Genomic DNA, 18,960 nt, shown 5'->3' with positions numbered 1-18,960 from the left:
ATAATATCTTTTATGTGCTATTGCGTTTAAAATAGCATTTCCATAAAACGCCTTTTAATGTTCCACGTGGAACATTTCGCTATTCCTACGATTGAAAGAACAAAATGAACTACCCAGACGAATTTGACGTCATTGTTGTTGGTGGAGGTCACGCCGGTACTGAAGCGGCGCTTGCCGCTGCGCGCTCCGGATCCAAAACCCTCTTGTTAACCCATAATATTGAAACCTTGGGGCAGATGTCCTGCAATCCGTCCATTGGTGGAATAGGGAAGGGACATTTGGTTAAAGAGATTGACGCTTTGGGTGGTGCGATGGCCATTGCTGCCGACGAGGCGGGGATTCAATTCAGAATATTGAATAGTTCAAAAGGCCCGGCAGTAAGAGCAACGCGTGTGCAGGCTGATCGGGTGTTGTATAAGCAGGCGATCCGTTCTCGGCTGGAAAACCAGGAGAATTTATGGTTGTTTCAACAAGCGGTGGATGATCTTGTTCTTGAAGGGGATAGGGTAGTTGGCGCAAGAACAAATTGGGGTGGTATTTCGTTCAAAAACAGTTGTGTTGACTGCCGGGACCTTCCTGAACGGCCTGATTCACGTGGGATTGAATAATTATTCTGCGGGCAGGGCGGGGGATCCTCCAGCTATTAGTCTTGGTCAGCGTCTTAAGGAAATGAATCTCCCACAAGGGCGACTTAAGACCGGCACGCCACCACGTATAGATGCCCGTAGTATTGATTTCGGTAAATTGGAAGAGCAACCTGGCGATACAGACCCTATGCCGGTATTTTCCTATATGGGGTCGGTGCAGATGCATCCACGCCAGGTGTCTTGCTGGATTACACATACCAATAGCCGAACGCACGATATTATCAGAAATGGGCTGGATCGATCGCCCATGTATACGGGTGTAATTGACGGGATAGGGCCCAGGTATTGTCCATCTATCGAAGATAAAATAAATCGCTTTGCTGACAAAGACTCTCACCAGATATTTCTGGAACCAGAGGGTTTGCTGACGAATGAAATCTATCCTAATGGGATTTCGACCAGTTTGCCCTTTGATGTGCAGCTGGAACTGATTCACACTCTGCCGGGTCTGGAGCGCGCCCACGTGCTGCGCCCAGGTTATGCCATTGAATATGACTATTTTGATCCACGTGGACTCAAACGCAGTCTGGAAACAAAAGTGATTTCCGGTCTGTTCTTCGCGGGTCAAATAAATGGTACTACTGGCTACGAAGAAGCTGCGGCTCAAGGTTTGCTTGCGGGGCTTAATGCGTCCCGACAGGCGAAAGGCTTGAGTCCTGGACGCCGAAACGAGATGAAGCGTATCTGGGTGTATTGGTAGACGATCTGGTGACGCGAGGCGTGACCGAGCCGTATCGAATGTTTACCTCGCGGGCAGAATATAGACTAAGCCTGCGTGAAGATAATGCAGATTTTCGTTTAACAGAAATGGGGCGACAGTTAGGACTGGTCGACGATGCACGTTGGGACTTCTTCAGTAATAAGCGTGATGCGGTTCAACGGGAAATTTCCAGACTTGCCGGTACCCGCGTATCACCCCGGACATTCAATAATGATACATCCGAAAAGCTTCTGGGTACGCTATTGGAGCGGGATTATTCGCTTGCTGATTTGTTGAAGCGTCCATCCGTGACGTATGCCACGCTAACGACTGCAGCCACCGAAGATGGTTCGGTGCTGGCGCCTGTTGATGTTTTGTCCGATGCGGTCAAAGAACAGGTTGAAATACAGGTGAAGTACGCTGGCTATATAGCGCGCCAGCAGGAAGAAGTGACACGCCAGAGCCATCTTGAAGAACAGAAAATTCCTGCCGACCTGGACTATGACTCGGTGGCCAGCCTGTCATTTGAAGTGCGGCAGAAGCTGAAAGATGCGCGCCCCGAGACTGTTGGTCAGGCGCGCAGAATTTCAGGGGTCACCCCGGCCGCTATTTCCATTTTGCTAATCCACCTGAAACGTTTGCAGCTGTCGGCAAAGACGTTGCGCAAAACAGCACCCATCACGGCCGAAGAATGAGCAGGTGGGCATGAACGAGCATGAGAGAGCAGGGCGGCATGACCGGATAGCAAGAGCAGCCGCCAGCCTGGAGACTGTCCATTACCGATGGCCAGATCCAGCAGTTGATCGGCTATCAGGATCAGTTGCTGCGTTGGAATAAAGTATATAACCTGACGGCCCTGAGGGACCCGGACAAGGTGCTGATTCAGCATGTTTTTGACAGCTTGTCAGTGATTGGTCCCCTGGGTGACAAGTTTGCTACAGGGCGGACAATTTCCGTACTGGACGTGGGCTCCGGTGGTGGTTTGCCGGGGGCAGTCTTGGCTATAATGAGGACTGACTGGCAGGTGTGCTGCGTAGATGCCGTCGAAAAGAAAACGGCGTTTATCCGGCAGGCTGCAGGCGTACTCAAGTTGCCGAATCTGGTATCCGAGCATATCCGTATTGAACGAAAGCCGCCGGCGCAGGCCGACCTGGTTATTTCACGGGCGTTTGCTTCACTGGTGGATTTCAGTGACTGGTCCGGCATGCATGTAGGGAGCCACGGGCACCTGGTAGCAATGAAAGGGCGGTTGGCATCAGAAGAGGTGTCACAGCTGGAAGAAAAGGGCGCGTGGTCGGTTGCGCAGGTTCAGAAACTGAATGTGCCGGAACTGGATGCCGAGCGTTGTCTTGTATGGTTGCAGCAAGTAGGAAAATATGACAAATGAAATAAAATCACCTCGCGTATTCTGTATTGCAAACCAGAAGGGGGGGGTAGGTAAAACGACGACGGCAATTAATCTGGCTGCCAGTCTGGCGTTACACAAAAAACGGGTGTTGCTGGTGGACCTGGATCCGCAGGGCAATGCAACCATGGGCAGCGGCATTGATAAAAATAGTTTAAGCTTAAACATTTATCAGGTGCTGATCGGTGAAGCCACGATCGCTGATGTACGTGTACGCTCGGAAACCGGCGGCTACGATGTCTTGCCCGGCAACCGTGAGCTGTCGGGCGCAGACTTCGATCTTTTCGAACTGGAAAATCGTGAGCATCAGCTGAAAAATGCGATTGCCCAGGTCGCGAGTGATTATGATTTCGTTCTAATCGATTGTCCGCCTACGTTGTCACTGCTGACCCTGAACGGGTTGGCCTGCTCCAATGGCGTCATCATTCCGATGCAGTGCGAGTATTTTGCGCTGGAGGGGCTCTCGGACCTGGTCAACACCATCAAGCGGGTGCACAAGAACATTAACCCGGATCTGAAAATGATCTGGCTACTGCGCGTGATGTATGATTCTCGCGTGACATTGCAGCAGCAGGTATCGGAACAGCTCATGGAGCACTTTGGCGACAATGTGTTCAAAGCTGTCGTGCCGCGCAATGTGCGGCTGGCGGAAGCCCCAGCCATGGCGTGCCCGGTGTGCTGTACGATAAGTCGTCGCGCGGGGCCAAGGCCTATCGGGAATTCGGAGCCGAAGTCATCAAGCGCGTCAAAGCAATGGATAAGGAATAACAGAGGAAATCATGGCAACAGCGTCATCGAAAACGGCCGGCAAAACCGCAGCCAAAAGCACTAGCAAATCGCCCGCAAAATCGGCTGCAAAAACGGTATCCAGGGCAGCGCCAGCAGCGGCCAAGAAAGCCAAGGGCCTGGGCCGCGGCTTGTCTGCGCTGTTGGGTAACGATATCAATGTCATCGAGGATTTGTCCCGGGACGAGAAAAAGGGCCCGGAATTGCCCTCAAGCGTGCCATTGAACCAGATTCGTGCCGGTAAGTACCAGCCACGGACGCAAATGGACGAGGCGGCCCTGAACGAACTGGCCGAGTCGGTACGCAGCCAGGGCATCATGCAGCCAATCCTGATTCGCCCGATAGTCGGTGACCAGCCGGAGAAATACGAAATTATCGCCGGCGAACGGCGCTTTCGGGCGGCCAAACTGGCCGGCCTTGCTGAAGTGCCGGTGCTGGTGCGCGAGGTGGCAGACGAAAATGCGGCTGTCATGGCGCTGATCGAGAATATTCAGCGTGAAGACCTGAACCCGTTGGAAGAAGCCCAGGGCGTAAAACGGCTGATCGACGACTTTCAGTTCACCCATGAGCAGGCAGCCCAGGCAATTGGTCGTTCCCGCTCGCTGACCAGCAATCTGCTGCGTCTGTTGAATCTGGCGCAGCCAGTCCAGAACTTCCTGCTGCAGGGTCAGCTTGACATGGGCCATGCACGAGCCTTGCTGGCCGTAGATTCGGCAACCCAGATCATTCTGGCCAACCAGGTCGTGGCACGCCAGCTGTCCGTTCGTGAAACCGAGAGGCTGGTCAACAGCGCAGGGCAGAGCAAGGCGCAGCCCAAGCCCAAAGCGGTGAATCGGGATGTGGAACGTCTTGAAGAGGCCCTCTCGGACCATCTGGCACCCGCGTCAGCCTGAAAATGGGCAGCAAGGACAAGGGCCAGCTGCTGATCGATTTCCATGGCTGGGAACACCTGAACTCGCTACTGGAAAAGCAGGGTTTGAACAATGTTCTGGAAAGTTGAACAAGCCCGTTTCGTTGCCCGGTTGCGGCAATTTTCCGACAGTTTGGTAAAAAATTGCTGTAAATCGGGTTAATCATCGCTGTGATGATAATTAGTACTTGACAGCCAATCTCAAGTACTACATAATCCGTAGTTCTCTTGGTGGAGTGCCCGAGTGGCTAAAGGGGGCAGACTGTAAATCTGTTGGCTTACGCCTACGTTGGTTCGAATCCAACCTCCACCACCAGCCGAATTTGTTCTTTGTGAAGGCTTTTGTTAGTCATTGGCTGCCGGAGTGAGTGATTTGCCCAGATTTGCAGTTATGCATCTGCCGCAACCGGTCACCCTCCTGCTGTAACAGTGGTGATACTGGGATACGAATAGTACCGCCTCAACAATAACAAATTGCGAATGCAGGAACGTTTCAGGATCCTGCGGGTGTAGCACAATGGTAGTGCAACAGCCTTCCAAGCTGATGATGAGGTTCGATTCCCTTCACCCGCTCCATCCCGCACCGGTTTCCTTTTGTCCAGGCCATATGTACGTTAATTTTTATATGGCCGGGACAAGTTGTTAGAAAGAATTTGCCCATGTGGCTCAGTGGTAGAGCACTCCCTTGGTAAGGGAGAGGTCGCGGGTCCGATTCCCGCCATGGGCACCACAAGCGTTTTAATTATTTATCCAGCCCCAATCTTCAGGAGTCGGTAATGGCAAAAGGTAAGTTTGAACGTACCAAACCACACGTAAACGTAGGTACCGCCCAATTACCGGCTTAATGGCCGTACCGTCGGCGCCGGCGTGGTTGCCAAAATCACGAAGTAATTGCAGTAATCGCCATTGCAGTACAACGCGGTGCCTGGGTAGTGTATAGTTATATATGCACTACCCTCCGCTTCTGAACCGCGCAGAAGACAGGTTTACAGGGGTATAGCTCAATTGGCAGAGCGTCGGTCTCCAAAACCGAAGGTTGTAGGTTCGATTCCTACTGCCCCTGCCACCCATTTGTGGGGCTGTAAACAGCTCAATTTAACATGTCAAATAGCAGTGTAGAAACCGTAACAACACCGTCAGACAAGTATAAGATCGTACTGGCGGTGGTCATTATTGCCATCGGCATTTTTGCATATTCATATTTTTCCGATATGAATATCTATGCCCGCGTTGGCATGTTTGTCGGTAGTCTGGTTGTTGCTGCTTTGATTTTCTGGTTCAGCGAATCAGGTCGCCGCTCAGTCGATTTTGCGACCGGCGCCTATTCGGAGCTCAAACGGGTAGTTTGGCCAACACGTGCCGAAACCATCCAGATGACCGGAATCGTATTTGCCTTTGTCATTGTCATGGCCATTTTCCTCTGGCTTGTTGACAAGCTGATTGAGTGGGTCATCTACGGCGTGTTTTTAGGCTGGAATTAAAGGACAGGCGATGAGTAAACGTTGGTACGTTGTGCATGTCTTTTCTGGCATGGAAAAAAGTGTTCATAAAGCGCTGCTCGAGCGTATCGAGCGGGCTGGCCTGCAGACCTCTTTTGGTCGCATTCTGGTTCCTTCCGAGGAAGTGATCGAAATGCGTGGCGGGCAAAAAGCCATTACTGAACGTCGGATCTTTCCTGGCTATGTGCTGGTTGAAATGGATCTGACTGACGAAACCTGGCATCTGGTCAAAAACACCAATCGTGTGACCGGGTTCCTGGGTGGATCGGGTAATCGTCCGGCGCCTATCTCTGAGAAAGAAGTGGAAAAAATTCTTTCGCAGATTGAAGAAGGTGTTGAGAAACCCCGTCCGAAAATCCTCTTTGAGGTGGGCGAAATGCTGCGCGTCAAGGAAGGTCCGTTTGCTGATTTCAATGGCAACGTGGAAGAAGTCAATTACGAGAAAAGCAAGGTGCGTGTCAATGTGACCATTTTTGGTCGTGCCACCCCTGTTGAGCTGGATTTCAGCCAGGTTGAAAAAACCTGAGCCGTTCTTTTTCATTAACCCCGGGGAGCAGCGCAAGCTGCGATTGAACCCGTAAGGAGCATAGCATGGCGAAGAAAATCGTCGGCTTTATCAAACTGCAGGTACCTGCAGGAAAAGCCAACCCATCACCCCCAATCGGTCCTGCGCTGGGTCAGCGCGGCCTGAATATCATGGAATTCTGCAAGGCCTTCAATGCCAAAACCCAAGGCATGGAACCTGGTCTGCCCATTCCTGTTGTGATTACCGCGTTTGCTGATAAATCTTTTACATTTATCATGAAAACGCCACCGGCCACGATTCTGATCAAGAAAGCCGCCGGTATCCAGAAAGGTTCAGCACGTCCGCACACGGACAAAGTTGGCACGCTGACACGTGCTCAGGCTGAAGAAATCGCAAAAACAAAAGAACCGGACCTGACCGCTGCCGATCTTGACGCAGCAGTACGTACGATTGCCGGCAGTGCCCGCAGCATGGGTATTACGGTTGAAGGAGTGAACTAATGGCTAAAGTATCCAAACGCGCGGCAGCTATTGCTTCCAAAATCGATCGTAACAAGCTGTACCCTGTTGCTGAAGCCCTGACACTGGTCAAGGAAACAGCAACCGCCAAGTTCGATGAGTCTATCGACGTGGCCGTTCAGCTGGGTATTGATCCCAAGAAATCCGACCAATTGGTTCGCGGCTCTGTTGTGCTGCCTGCTGGTACAGGTAAATCCGTTCGCGTGGCTGTATTTGCCCAGGGCGAGAAAGCCGAGGCCGCCAAGGCTGCCGGTGCCGATATCGTTGGCATGGAAGACCTGGCAGACCAGATCAAGGCAGGCCAGTTCAACTTTGACATCGTCATTGCGTCTCCTGACACAATGCGTATCGTCGGTACTCTGGGTCAGATCCTGGGCCCACGCGGCCTGATGCCTAACCCTAAAGTGGGCACCGTGACGCCAGACGTCGCTACTGCAGTGAAGAATGCCAAGCCGGTCAGGTTCAGTACCGTACCGACAAGGCAGGTATTATTCACGCCACTATCGGTCGTGCATCTTTCGACATCGACAAGCTTCAGTCAAACCTGGCTGCACTGGTTGACGCCCTGAACAAAGCCCGTCCGGCTACGTCAAAAGGCGTTTACCTGCGCAAGCTGGCCGTTTCATCCACAATGGGTGGCGGAGCGAAAATCGAGGTTGCCTCTCTGGCAGCCTGATAACAGAACTTTGGGCTGTGCCTGATCGCGCATCAGGCATTGCTGTCAAAGACCGCTGGAGCGGCCTGATCATCACCCTGTGATGCCCCGGCTGCTTAAAACCGGAGATGTTTTCCGGATCCTGCGTAGACGGCGTCCCATGGAAGAATTCTTAGCAGAGCTCGACCAGAGGTACGCCGCATATGGTTGACGCAATTGGGAACTGTTCCCAGCCGCGTCTTTAGATGGAGTGTTCAAACCGTGAGTCTCAATCGTAATGAGAAAGCGGCAGTAATCGAGGAAGTATCCGCTCAAGTAGCGAATGCACAATCCATTATTGTTGCTGAGTACCGTGGTATTGACGTTGCTTCTGTCACCGTATTGCGCAAATCTGCACGTGAATCAGGTGTTTATCTGCGTGTTCTGAAGAACACGCTGGCCCGTCGCGCGATCAATGGCACACCTTTCGAAGGCTTGTCCGATCAACTGACTGGTCCATTGATCTATGCAATCAGTGAAGATCCTGTTTCTGCATCAAAAGTACTGTCTACATTCGCTAAAACGAATGACAAGATCGTACTCAAAGGTGGTGCCCTTCCAGGCAGCATCCTTGATCCCAACGGCGTTAAAGCCCTGGCCACTATGCCTTCTCGCGAAGAGCTGTTGTCCAAACTGTTGGGTACCATGCAGGCACCTGTTACACAATTTGTGCGTACGCTTAATGAAGTTCCAACCAAATTCGTTCGTGGCCTTGCTGCCGTGCGCGATCAGAAGGAAGCCGCTTAAGGCACCTGTTGGTTCTTTCTTAAAGACTAAGCGATACAAAACCCTGGCAATTATTTAAATTTATTCGGAGTTCTAAAATGGCTTTAAACAAAGCAGAAATCCTCGACGCTATCGCCGGCATGACTGTGCTGGAACTGTCTGAGCTGATCAAAGAAATGGAAGAAAAATTCGGCGTGTCAGCTGCTGCTGCCGCTGTTGCTGTTGCTGCTCCTGCAGCCGGTGGCGAAGCTGCTGCTGCCGCTGAACAAACTGAGTTCACAGTCGTTCTGACTGAAACCGGTGCTCAGAAAGTGAACGTCATTAAAGCCGTTCGCGAACTGACAGGTCTTGGCCTGAAAGAAGCGAAAGATCTGGTTGACGGTGCACCAAAACCAGTTAAAGAAGGCGTTTCCAAAGCTGAAGCTGAAGAAGCGAAGAAAAAACTTGAAGACGCTGGCGCTAAAGCTGAACTCAAGTAATCATCTAACGATGATACCCGGAGTGGCTTTAGCCACCTCCGGGTTTTTGCGTTTCTAGGAAAGACGACCTTTTCACTGTCTTGTCGGCAGAATAAATTGAAAGAAGGCGTTTTTCGTGGAGTCGTAAAACCCCATGGATTATGGACAACCCCATAATTCTTACAACCCTCTCGAGTCGGAGTGCTCATGCCTTACTCGTACACAGAACGAAAGCGTATCCGTAAAAGCTTCGCAAAACGCGAAGATGTTCAGGACGTACCTTATCTGTTAGCTACACAATTACATTCCTACCGTACTTTTCTGCAACAGTCGGTTTCTTCAAGCCAGCGCAAAGACGAAGGTCTGCAGGCGGCGTTTAAATCCATTTTCCCTATCGTCAGCCACAACGGCATGGCGAGGCTGGAGTTCGACAGCTATATGCTGGGCGAGCCGGTGTTTGATGTCAAAGAGTGTCAGTTGCGTGGACTGACCTTTGCCTCACCGCTGCGTGCCAAAGTCAAACTGGTTCTGATGGACCGTGAAGTCAGCAAACCTACCGTTAAAGAGATTAAGGAACAGGAAGTCTACATGGGTGAAATTCCCCTGATGACTGACACCGGTTCTTTCGTGATCAACGGTACTGAGCGTGTAATCGTATCACAACTGCATCGTTCTCCCGGTGTGTTCTTTGAACACGATCGTGGTAAAACGCACAGCTCGGGCAAATTGTTGTTTTCTGCCCGCGTTATTCCTTACCGTGGCTCATGGCTTGACTTTGAGTTCGATCCGAAGGACGTGTTGTTCTTCCGTATCGACCGTCGCCGCAAGATGCCCGTGACCATTCTGCTCAAGGCGATTGGCCTGACACCGGAAACCATTCTGGCGCACTTCTACGAATTTGATCATTTTGATATCAAATCCGAAGGCGCGCTGATGCAGATGGTGCCCGAGCGCTGGAAGGGCGAAGTGGCCCGTTTCGATATCACAGACAAAAACGGCACTGTGCTGGTCGAAAAAGACAAGCGTATCAACAGCAAGCACCTGCGCGAACTGGCCAACGCCAAGATCGAACGCATTTCCGTGCCTGAAGACTATCTGGTTGGCCGTGTGCTGGCCAAGAATGTGATCAGTGCGGATACCGGCGAAGTGATCGCCAATGCCAATGATGAGATCACAGAGTCTTTGCTGGTCAAGATCCGTGATGCGAACGTGCATGAAATCCAGACCATTTTCACCAATGAACTGGATCGTGGCGCGTTTATTTCACTGACCCTGCGTACCGATGAAACGGCAGACCAGATGGCTGCCCGCGTAGCCATCTATCGCATGATGCGTCCTGGCGAGCCGCCGACCGAAGAAGCGGTGGAGGCATTGTTCCAGCGCCTGTTCTATAGCGAAGAGTCTTACGATCTGTCCCGCGTGGGCCGGATGAAAGTCAACAGCCGTCTGGGCCGTGGTGACGATATCACGGGTCCGATGACCCTGACCGACGAAGACATTCTGGAAACCATCAAGGTGCTGGTTGCGCTGCGTAACGGCCAGGGCGTGATCGACGACATTGATCACCTGGGTAACCGTCGCGTGCGTTGTGTGGGCGAACTGGCAGAGAACCAGTTCCGCGCTGGCCTGGTGCGCGTTGAGCGTGCCGTTAAAGAGCGTCTGGGTCAGGCTGAAGCCGATAACCTGATGCCGCACGACCTGATCAACTCGAAGCCTATTTCGGCTGCGATCAAGGAGTTCTTCGGTTCAAGCCAGCTGTCGCAGTTCATGGACCAGACCAATCCGCTATCTGAAATTACCCACAAGCGTCGTGTTTCTGCATTGGGCCCGGGTGGCCTGACGCGCGAACGTGCAGGCTTCGAGGTGCGGGACGTGCATCCGACGCACTATGGTCGTGTATGCCCGATCGAAACGCCTGAGGGCCCGAACATTGGTCTGATCAACTCCATGGCGCTGTATGCCCGTCTGAATGACTATGGCTTCCTGGAAACACCATACCGCAAGATTATCGACGGCAAGGTCAGTGACCAGATTGAGTATCTGTCTGCCATTGAGGAAAGCAACTATGTGATCGCCCAGGCCAACGCGGTGCTGGACGAAGAAGGTCGCTTCCAGGATGACCTGATCGCCTGCCGTGAAGCCGGTGAAACCATGCTGACTGCGCCTGAAAATGTGCATTACATGGATGTTGCGCCATCGCAGATCGTTTCTGTGGCGGCTTCGCTGATTCCGTTTCTGGAACACGACGATGCGAACCGGGCGCTGATGGGCGCCAACATGCAACGTCAGGCTGTTCCTTGCCTGCGTCCTGAAAAACCGCTGGTGGGTACTGGTATTGAACGTACCGTGGCGGTTGACTCGGGCACGACAGTGCAGGCAACGCGGGGTGGTATCGTTGATCATGTCGACGCCGATCGCGTGGTGATTCGTGTCAATGACGACGAGAACCAGGCCGGTGAAGTGGGTGTGGATATCTACAACCTGATCAAGTACACGCGTTCCAACCAGAACACCAACATCAACCAGCGTCCTATCGTCAGACGTGGTGATCACGTTGCCCGTGGCGACGTGCTGGCCGATGGTGCGTCAACCGATCTGGGTGAACTGGCTCTGGGCCAGAACATGCTGATCGCGTTCATGCCATGGAACGGCTACAACTTCGAGGATTCAATCCTGATTTCCGAAAAAGTTGTGGCAGATGATCGTTATACGTCTATTCATATCGAAGAGCTGACCGTCGTTGCTCGTGATACCAAACTCGGTAACGAGGAAATCACGCGCGATATCAGCAACCTGGCAGAAACTCAGCTGAACCGTCTTGACGAGTCTGGTATTGTGCATATTGGTGCGGAAGTGCGCGCCGATGACGTACTGGTCGGTAAAGTCACGCCAAAAGGCGAGACCCAGCTGACACCGGAAGAAAAACTGCTGCGTGCGATTTTCGGTGAAAAAGCCTCTGACGTAAAAGATACCTCGCTGCGCGTGCCTTCAGGCATGGTCGGTACCGTGATCGACGTTCAGGTCTTTACGCGTGAAGGCGTTCCCCGCGACAAGCGTGCCGAGGCCATCATTAATGATGAACTGAGCCGCTACCGTCAGGATCTGAATGACCAGTTGCGTATTGTTGAGAACGACACCTTCGATCGTATCCGCAAGCTGCTGATCGGCAAAACCGTTAACGGCGGCCCGAACCGTCTGCCAAAAGGCTCGGTCATTACCGAAGAGTATTTGGACGGCGTAGAGCGCTGGCATTGGTTCGATATCCGTCTGTCTGACGAAGGCGCCGCAGTGGCCCTGGAACAGACCAAGGAATCGGTCGAGCAGAAACGCCATGAGTTTGACCTGGCCTTCGAAGAGAAGCGCAAGAAACTGACGCAGGGCGATGAACTGCCACCGGGCGTGCTCAAGATGATCAAGGTCTATCTGGCCGTGAAACGTCGTCTGCAGCCAGGTGACAAAATGGCCGGCCGTCACGGTAACAAGGGTGTGGTATCGCGTATTACACCTGTGGAAGACATGCCTCACATGGCTGATGGTACCCCTGCCGACATCGTGCTGAACCCGCTGGGTGTGCCGTCACGGATGAACGTGGGTCAGGTGCTTGAAGTGCATCTGGGCTGGAGCTGCCAAGGGTGTGGGTCACCGGATTGCCGATCTCATGAAAGATGAGCGTGCAGTGCAGGTCGGACAGATCCGCGAGTACCTGAACAAGGTGTACAACACCACCGGCGCCAAGGCGCAGATTGATACCCTGAACGATGAGCAGATCATCGAGATGGCACGCAACCTGCAAAATGGCGTGCCGCTGGCAACACCGGTATTTGACGGCGCCACCGAGGAAGAAATTACCAGTATGCTGGAACTGGCTTATCCTGATGATGTGAAGGAACGTCTGCAACTGACCGACTCTCGCACCCAGGCTTACCTGTTCGACGGTCGTACGGGCGAGCGCTTTGAGCGCCCGGTCACGATCGGCTACATGCATTACCTGAAACTGCATCACCTGGTCGACGACAAGATGCATGCACGTTCTACTGGTCCGTACTCTCTCGTTACGCAGCAGCCATTGGGCGGTAAAGCCCAGTTTGGTGGCCAGCGCTTCGGTGAGATGGAGGTGTGGGCACTTGAGGCCTATGGTGCTTCGTATACGCTGCAGGAAATGCTGACCGTTAAATCGGATGACATTGCTGGCCGTACCAAAGTGTATGAGAACATTGTTAAGGGCGATCACGTCATCGACGCAGGTATGCCTGAGTCGTTCAACGTGCTGGTGAAAGAGATTCGTTCTCTGTCACTGGACATGGATTTGGAGCGTAAAGAATGAAGGGATTACTAGGTTTATTCAAACAGATTTCCCCGGATGAGCAGTTCGATGCCATCAAGATTGGGATTGCCTCTCCTGAAAAAATCCGTTCATGGTCCTATGGCGAAGTCAAAAAGCCAGAAACCATCAACTATCGGACATTCAAGCCGGAACGTGATGGTTTGTTCTGCGCCAAAATCTTTGGCCCGATCAAGGATTACGAATGTCTTTGCGGTAAATACAAGCGCCTGAAACATCGTGGCGTGATCTGCGAAAAATGCGGCGTTGAAGTGACGGTGACCAAAGTGCGTCGTGAACGCATGGGTCACATTGAACTGGCCAGCCCGGTTGCGCACATCTGGTTCCTGAAAAGCCTGCCATCCCGTCTGGGTATGGTGCTGGACATGACCCTGCGTGATATCGAACGCGTACTGTACTTTGAAGCATGGTGCGTGATCGAGCCAGGCATGACGCCGCTCAAGCGCGGTCAGATCATGTCCGACGACGATTTCCTGGCCAAGACTGAAGAGTACGGCGACGACTTCACGGCCCTGATGGGTGCGGAAGCCGTGCGGGAACTGCTGCGCACGATCGATATCGATCGCGAGGCGGAGTCTTTGCGCGCCGAACTGAAGGCAACCAGCTCCGATGCCAAGATCAAAAAGATCTCCAAGCGTCTGAAAGTGATTGAAGGCTTCCAGAAATCCGGTATCAAACCGGACTGGATGGTCATGGAAGTGCTGCCCGTGCTGCCGCCGGACTTGCGTCCGTTGGTGCCATTGGATGGCGGCCGCTTTGCGACCTCTGACCTGAATGACCTGTATCGTCGCGTGATTAACCGTAATAACCGGCTCAAGCGTCTGATCGAACTGAAGGCACCAGACATCATTCTGCGTAATGAAAAACGGATGCTGCAGGAATCGGTTGACTCGCTGCTGGATAACGGTCGTCGCGGCAAGGCCATGACTGGCGCCAACAAGCGTCAGCTCAAATCCCTGGCCGATATGATCAAGGGTAAAAGCGGTCGGTTCCGTCAGAACTTGCTGGGTAAACGCGTGGACTACTCTGGTCGTTCCGTGATCGTGGTGGGTCCGCAGCTCAAACTGCACCAATGCGGTCTGCCCAAGCTGATGGCGCTGGAACTGTTCAAGCCGTTTATTTTTAACCGTCTTGAGATTATGGGTCTGGCGACCACGATCAAGGCTGCGAAAAAACTGGTTGAAGCGCACGAGCCTGTGGTCTGGGATATCCTGGAAGAAGTGATTCGCGAACACCCTGTCATGCTCAACCGTGCGCCTACGCTGCACCGTCTGGGTATTCAGGCATTCGAACCGGTCCTGATCGAAGGTAAGGCGATTCAGCTGCACCCACTGGTGTGTGCAGCCTTTAACGCCGACTTTGACGGTGACCAGATGGCTGTTCACGTGCCCCTGTCGCTCGAAGCACAGCTGGAAGCCCGCACCCTGATGCTGGCCTCCAACAATATCCTGTTTCCTGCCAGCGGCGAGCCTTCCATTGTGCCTTCTCAGGATATCGTGCTGGGTTTGTACTACGCAACCCGTGAACGTATCAATGGCAAGGGCGAAGGTCTGTTCTTTGCCGATCTGGCAGAGCTGATTCGTGCCTATGACAATCGTGAAGTCGAGCTGCAGTCACGCGTGACTGTGCGTCTGAACGAATACGAGAAAGACGACCAGGGCGAATGGCAGCCTGTGCTGCGCCGCTTTGAAACAACCGTTGGCCGTGCGATCCTGTCGGAAATTCTGCCTAACGGGCTGCCGTTCAGCGTGCTGAACCGTGCCCTGAAGAAGAAAGAAATTTCACGCCTGATCAACCAGTCGTTCCGTCGTTGTGGCCTGCGCGATACGGTGATTTTTGCCGACAAGCTGATGCAGTCCGGTTTCCGTCTGGCGACTCGTGGCGGTATTTCAATTGCCATGGGCGACATGGTTATCCCAACTGTGAAGGAAGAAATTCTGACGCAGGCCAGCAATGAAGTTAAAGAGATCGACAAGCAGTATTCGTCAGGTCTGGTAACTTCGCAGGAACGGTATAACAACGTGGTCGACATCTGGGGCAAGGCCGGTGATAAAGTGGGCAAGGCCATGATGGAGCAACTGGCGACAGAGCCGGTTGTAACCCGTCTGGGCGAAAATGCCCGCCAGGAATCGTTCAACTCCATTTACATGATGGCCGACTCCGGCGCCCGTGGTTCAGCAGCGCAGATTCGTCAGCTGGCCGGTATGCGTGGCCTGATGGCCAAGCCTGATGGCTCGATCATTGAAACGCCGATTACCGCGAACTTCCGTGAAGGTCTGAACGTACTGCAGTACTTCATCTCCACCCACGGTGCACGTAAAGGTCTGGCCGATACCGCGCTGAAAACCGCGAACTCAGGTTACCTGACTCGTCGTCTGGTTGACGTGACCCAGGATCTGGTCATCACTGAAACCGATTGCGGCACAAGCAACGGCTATCTGATGAAAGCCCTGGTTGAAGGCGGTGAGGTTATCGAACCGTTGCATGACCGTATTCTGGGTCGTGTAGCGGCTGCCGATATCGTTAATCCTGATACACAGGAAACGGCGATTGCTGCCGGCACCCTGCTGGATGAAGATGCGGTAGAGCTGATCGATCGCATTGGCGTGGATGAAGTCAAGATCCGCACACCGCTGACCTGCGAAACCCGTCATGGGCTTTGCGCACACTGCTATGGCCGTGACTTGGGTCGCGGCAATATGGTCAACACCGGTGAAGCCGTGGGTGTGATTGCTGCTCAGTCTATTGGTGAACCGGGTACCCAGCTGACCATGCGTACGTTCCACATTGGTGGTGCGGCCTCACGTGCAGCCATGGCCTCTTCGGTTGAGACCAAGTCTGCCGGTACGGTTGGCTTTGCCGGTTCCATGCGGTATGTGACCAATGCGAAAGGCGAGCGTGTGGCCATTTCCCGTTCCGGTGAAATCGTGATTTTCGACGATAGCAACCGTGAACGTGAACGTCACAAGATTCCTTATGGCGCAACCGTGCTGGTGGGCGATAACGATACCGTGAAAGCCGGTACACGCCTGGCTTCATGGGATCCGCTGACCCGTCCGATCGTGTCCGAATACTCGGGTGAGGTCCGCTTCGAGAATATCGAAGAGGGTCAGACTGTTGCCAGACAGGTGGATGATGTAACCGGTCTGTCCACGCTGGTGGTCATTACACCGAAATCACGCGGCGGCAAAACGCTGATGCGTCCTCAGATCAAGCTGATCAACGAGGCCGGTGAAGAGGTCAAGATTGCTGGTACCGACCACTCCGTGAATATTTCATTCCCGGTTGGCGCGCTGATTACCGTGCGTGACGGACAGCAGGTCAATATTGGTGAGATTCTGGCTCGTATTCCACAGGAATCACAGAAAACCCGCGATATTACCGGGGGTCTGCCTCGTGTGGCCGAGCTGTTCGAAGCCCGTTCGCCGAAAGACGCCGGTATGCTGGCAGATGTCACAGGTACTGTGTCGTTTGGTAAGGATACCAAGGGTAAACAGCGTCTGGTCATTACCGAGACCGATGGTACGGTGCATGAGTTCCTGATTCCGAAAGAGAAACAGGTGCTGGTACACGACGGCCAGGTGGTCAACCAGGGTGAGATGATTGTAGACGGTCCGGCTGATCCTCACGATATTCTGCGTCTGCAGGGCATCGAGAAGCTGGCAATCTACATCGTCAACGAAGTTCAGGACGTGTACCGTCTGCAGGGCGTGAAGATCAATGACAAGCACATTGAAGTGATCGTACGTCAGATGCTGCGTCGTGTGAACATCGTGGATGCGGGCGATACCTCGTTCATCACGGGTGAACAGGTTGAGCGTGCCGAATTGCTCAACGAGAATGATCGTGTGGTTGCCGACAACAAGATTCCGGCGACCTACGACAATATCCTGCTGGGTATTACCAAGGCATCGCTGTCCACCGACTCGTTCATCTCTGCGGCTTCCTTCCAGGAAACCACAAGGGTGCTGACCGAAGCGGCCATCATGGGTAAACGTGATGATCTGCGCGGTCTGAAAGAAAACGTGATCGTGGGACGTCTGATTCCTGCCGGAACCGGTATGTCTTTCCACCTGGCTCGCAAAGCCAAAGAGGAAAGCGAACGTGCCGAACGCGCTGCCGTGCGTGCCCAGGAGAATCCTTTCGAGGAGTCTGCGCCGGTTACGCTGGACAACGTGTTTGCACCTTTGGGTACCAACACCGACGAAGAGCCGCCTGCTGCAGAATAAGCGAACAGGTCATCTGTTGTCATCCCGGCTTCGGCCGGGAACTAAAAGCGCCTTGCAGCTGTCACGCAAGGCGCTTTTTTTCATGCGGGCATTTCATGACGACATGAAAAATTTCACCTCTATTTAAGTGAGCAAGCAGTACATTTGAACTGTTCGGTGGCTTTGCAAGACGCCACCAGCACATTTCGATACAATAAATCTCCCCCACACCCAACTGTCTAAGCGAAGAAACCCATGGAAAAAGTGTCCCTTGATAAGAACAAGATCAAAATTGTATTGCTCGAAGGCGTTCATCAGAATGCGCTGGATGTGCTGCATGCATCGGGCTACAGCAATATTGATTATCACAAGAAAGCATTGGAAGGCGAGCAGCTCAAGCAAGCCGTTGCCGATGCACATTTCGTAGGGATCCGCTCGCGCACGCAACTGAGCGCAGACGTATTGCAGTCGGCCAGAAAACTGGTTGGTGTCGGCTGTTTCTGTATTGGCACCAACCAGGTGGACCTGCAGGAAGCCAAGCGCCTGGGTATTCCCGTGTTCAACGCACCCTTTTCCAATACCCGTTCTGTCGCAGAACTGGTCCTGGCCGAACTTATTTTGCTGATGCGCCGCGTACCGGCAGCCAACGCCGAAGTACACCGTGGTGAATGGGTTAAATCGGCAGCGGGCAGCCACGAGGTGCGTGGCAAGAAGCTGGGGATTATCGGATACGGCCACATTGGCACCCAGTTGTCGGTCCTGGCCGAGGCGCTGGGCATGGAAATCTATTTCTATGACATCGAAAGCAAGCTGCCGCTGGGCAATGCCCGTGCCGTCAGTTCGCTTACAGATCTGCTGAATATTGCAGATGTGGTTTCGTTGCACGTTCCCGAAAATGACAGCACCAAAAACCTGATGAGCGCAGAACGCATTGCGCAAATGAAAGTGGGCGCGCATCTGATCAATGCGTCGCGCGGTACGGTGGTCGATATCGACGCACTGGCCCTAGCACTTGAAGAAAAACGCGTGGCCGGCGCGGCTATTGACGTTTTCCCGTCAGAGCCCAAGTCGAATAATGAAGAGTTCGTTTCACCGTTGCGCAAGTTCGATAATGTGATCCTGACGCCGCATATCGGTGGGTCTACTTCCGAAGCCCAGGAGAACATCGGCATCGAAGTGGCCAGCAAACTGGTCAAGTATTCCGACAATGGTTCAACGCTGTCTGCCGTGAACTTCCCGGAAGTGTCGCTGCCGGAAAACAAGAGCGCACGTCGTTTCCTGCATATTCACGAGAACCGTCCTGGCGTGCTTACGGCGATCAACCAGGTGTTCCAGCAGGATGGCGTCAATATTGTGGGTCAGTACCTGCAGACTGATCCACAAAATGGCTATGTGGTCATCGACGTGGAAACGCCAGATGTGGACAAGGCGCTGGAGCAGCTCAAGGCGATTACCGGCACCATCAAGGCGCGTGTTCTGTATTGATCCTGCCGTTCTGATCAATTTACGACAGTGAGCCCGGCCCGTCACAGCATTGCGCT

9 protein-coding genes, 4 tRNA genes and 5 pseudogenes are annotated in these 18,960 nt (G+C 53.2%); all 18 read left to right on the top strand.

Going from position 1 to position 18,960, the window contains the following annotated elements; translation table 11 throughout:
* Nucleotides 1-104: 104 nt before the first annotated feature.
* The 18 genes and pseudogenes from mnmG to serA all read left to right on the top strand — a co-directional run bounded on the left by mnmG (nucleotide 105) and on the right by serA (nucleotide 18,904).
* A pseudogene (gene mnmG / locus TKWG_RS27440) lies at nucleotides 105-1,347 on the top strand (tRNA uridine-5-carboxymethylaminomethyl(34) synthesis enzyme MnmG).
* Between the two features lie 107 nt (nucleotides 1,348-1,454).
* Complete coding sequence (locus tag TKWG_RS27435; RefSeq protein ID WP_407636875.1) at nucleotides 1,455-2,042, top strand: MnmG/GidA family protein; 588 nt, start codon at nucleotides 1,455-1,457, stop codon at nucleotides 2,040-2,042.
* A 104-nt stretch (nucleotides 2,043-2,146) separates the two neighbouring features.
* On the top strand, nucleotides 2,147-2,734 hold the full coding sequence (rsmG, locus tag TKWG_RS20375; RefSeq protein ID WP_014752670.1) for a 16S rRNA (guanine(527)-N(7))-methyltransferase RsmG: 588 nt from the start codon (nucleotides 2,147-2,149) through the stop codon (nucleotides 2,732-2,734).
* Nucleotides 2,724-3,520, top strand: a pseudogene (locus tag TKWG_RS20370) (ParA family protein). The gene rsmG and the pseudogene TKWG_RS20370 overlap by 11 nt, the downstream one beginning before the upstream one ends.
* 11 nt (nucleotides 3,521-3,531) lie before the next feature.
* Nucleotides 3,532-4,538, top strand: a pseudogene (locus tag TKWG_RS20365) (ParB/RepB/Spo0J family partition protein).
* 140 nt (nucleotides 4,539-4,678) lie between these two features.
* Nucleotides 4,679-4,764, top strand: a tRNA-Tyr gene (locus tag TKWG_RS20360).
* 187 nt (nucleotides 4,765-4,951) lie between these two features.
* Nucleotides 4,952-5,024, top strand: a tRNA-Gly gene (locus TKWG_RS20355).
* 79 nt (nucleotides 5,025-5,103) lie between these two features.
* Nucleotides 5,104-5,178, top strand: a tRNA-Thr gene (locus TKWG_RS20350).
* 260 nt (nucleotides 5,179-5,438) lie between these two features.
* A tRNA-Trp gene (locus TKWG_RS20345) sits at nucleotides 5,439-5,514 on the top strand.
* A gap of 34 nt (nucleotides 5,515-5,548) precedes the next feature.
* On the top strand, nucleotides 5,549-5,929 hold the full coding sequence (gene secE, locus TKWG_RS20340; RefSeq protein ID WP_014752668.1) for a preprotein translocase subunit SecE: 381 nt from the start codon (nucleotides 5,549-5,551) through the stop codon (nucleotides 5,927-5,929).
* 10 nt (nucleotides 5,930-5,939) lie between these two features.
* Nucleotides 5,940-6,473 (top strand): transcription termination/antitermination protein NusG, encoded by a 534-nt coding sequence (gene nusG / locus TKWG_RS20335; protein ID WP_014752667.1) that lies wholly within the window; start codon nucleotides 5,940-5,942, stop codon nucleotides 6,471-6,473.
* 65 nt (nucleotides 6,474-6,538) lie between these two features.
* Nucleotides 6,539-6,973 carry a 50S ribosomal protein L11 gene (gene rplK / locus TKWG_RS20330; RefSeq protein WP_014752666.1) on the top strand — a complete coding sequence of 145 codons (435 nt, stop codon included), beginning with the start codon at nucleotides 6,539-6,541 and terminating at the stop codon, nucleotides 6,971-6,973.
* A pseudogene (gene rplA / locus TKWG_RS20325) lies at nucleotides 6,973-7,667 on the top strand (50S ribosomal protein L1). The gene rplK and the pseudogene rplA overlap by 1 nt, the downstream one beginning before the upstream one ends.
* 240 nt (nucleotides 7,668-7,907) lie before the next feature.
* The gene (rplJ, locus tag TKWG_RS20320; RefSeq protein WP_014752664.1) at nucleotides 7,908-8,432 is read left to right on the top strand and encodes a 50S ribosomal protein L10; all 525 of its coding nucleotides are present in this window, start codon (nucleotides 7,908-7,910) and stop codon (nucleotides 8,430-8,432) included.
* Nucleotides 8,433-8,509: 77 nt separating this feature from the next.
* Nucleotides 8,510-8,890, top strand: a complete 381-nt coding sequence (gene rplL / locus TKWG_RS20315; protein WP_014752663.1) for a 50S ribosomal protein L7/L12 — start codon at nucleotides 8,510-8,512, stop codon at nucleotides 8,888-8,890.
* A gap of 186 nt (nucleotides 8,891-9,076) precedes the next feature.
* A pseudogene (gene rpoB / locus TKWG_RS20310) lies at nucleotides 9,077-13,193 on the top strand (DNA-directed RNA polymerase subunit beta).
* Entirely contained in the window at nucleotides 13,190-17,440 is a 4,251-nt protein-coding gene (gene rpoC, locus TKWG_RS20305) for a DNA-directed RNA polymerase subunit beta' (RefSeq protein ID WP_014752662.1), read from the top strand. The pseudogene rpoB and the gene rpoC overlap by 4 nt, the downstream one beginning before the upstream one ends.
* 234 nt (nucleotides 17,441-17,674) lie before the next feature.
* Complete coding sequence (gene serA, locus TKWG_RS20300) at nucleotides 17,675-18,904, top strand: phosphoglycerate dehydrogenase (protein WP_014752661.1); 1,230 nt, start codon at nucleotides 17,675-17,677, stop codon at nucleotides 18,902-18,904.
* The last annotated feature ends 56 nt before the right edge of the window (nucleotides 18,905-18,960 follow it).

The organism is Advenella kashmirensis WT001 (genome assembly GCF_000219915.2).
GTDB classification, from domain to species: Bacteria; Pseudomonadota; Gammaproteobacteria; order Burkholderiales; family Burkholderiaceae_B; genus Advenella; species Advenella kashmirensis.
This window is presented reverse-complemented; position numbering and strand designations above follow the sequence as displayed.

Excerpts from the sequence above, each read along its gene's own strand:
- rpoC (WP_014752662.1), top strand. The coding sequence starts at position 13,190 with ATGAAGGGATTACTAGGTTTATTCAAACAGATTTCCCCGGATGAGCAG.
- rplK (WP_014752666.1), top strand. The coding sequence starts at position 6,539 with ATGGCGAAGAAAATCGTCGGCTTTATCAAACTGCAGGTACCTGCAGGA.
- rplL (WP_014752663.1), top strand. The coding sequence starts at position 8,510 with ATGGCTTTAAACAAAGCAGAAATCCTCGACGCTATCGCCGGCATGACT.
- nusG (WP_014752667.1), top strand. The coding sequence starts at position 5,940 with ATGAGTAAACGTTGGTACGTTGTGCATGTCTTTTCTGGCATGGAAAAA.
- secE (WP_014752668.1), top strand. The coding sequence starts at position 5,549 with ATGTCAAATAGCAGTGTAGAAACCGTAACAACACCGTCAGACAAGTAT.
- serA (WP_014752661.1), top strand. The coding sequence starts at position 17,675 with ATGGAAAAAGTGTCCCTTGATAAGAACAAGATCAAAATTGTATTGCTC.
- TKWG_RS27435 (WP_407636875.1), top strand. The coding sequence starts at position 1,455 with ATGGGGCGACAGTTAGGACTGGTCGACGATGCACGTTGGGACTTCTTC.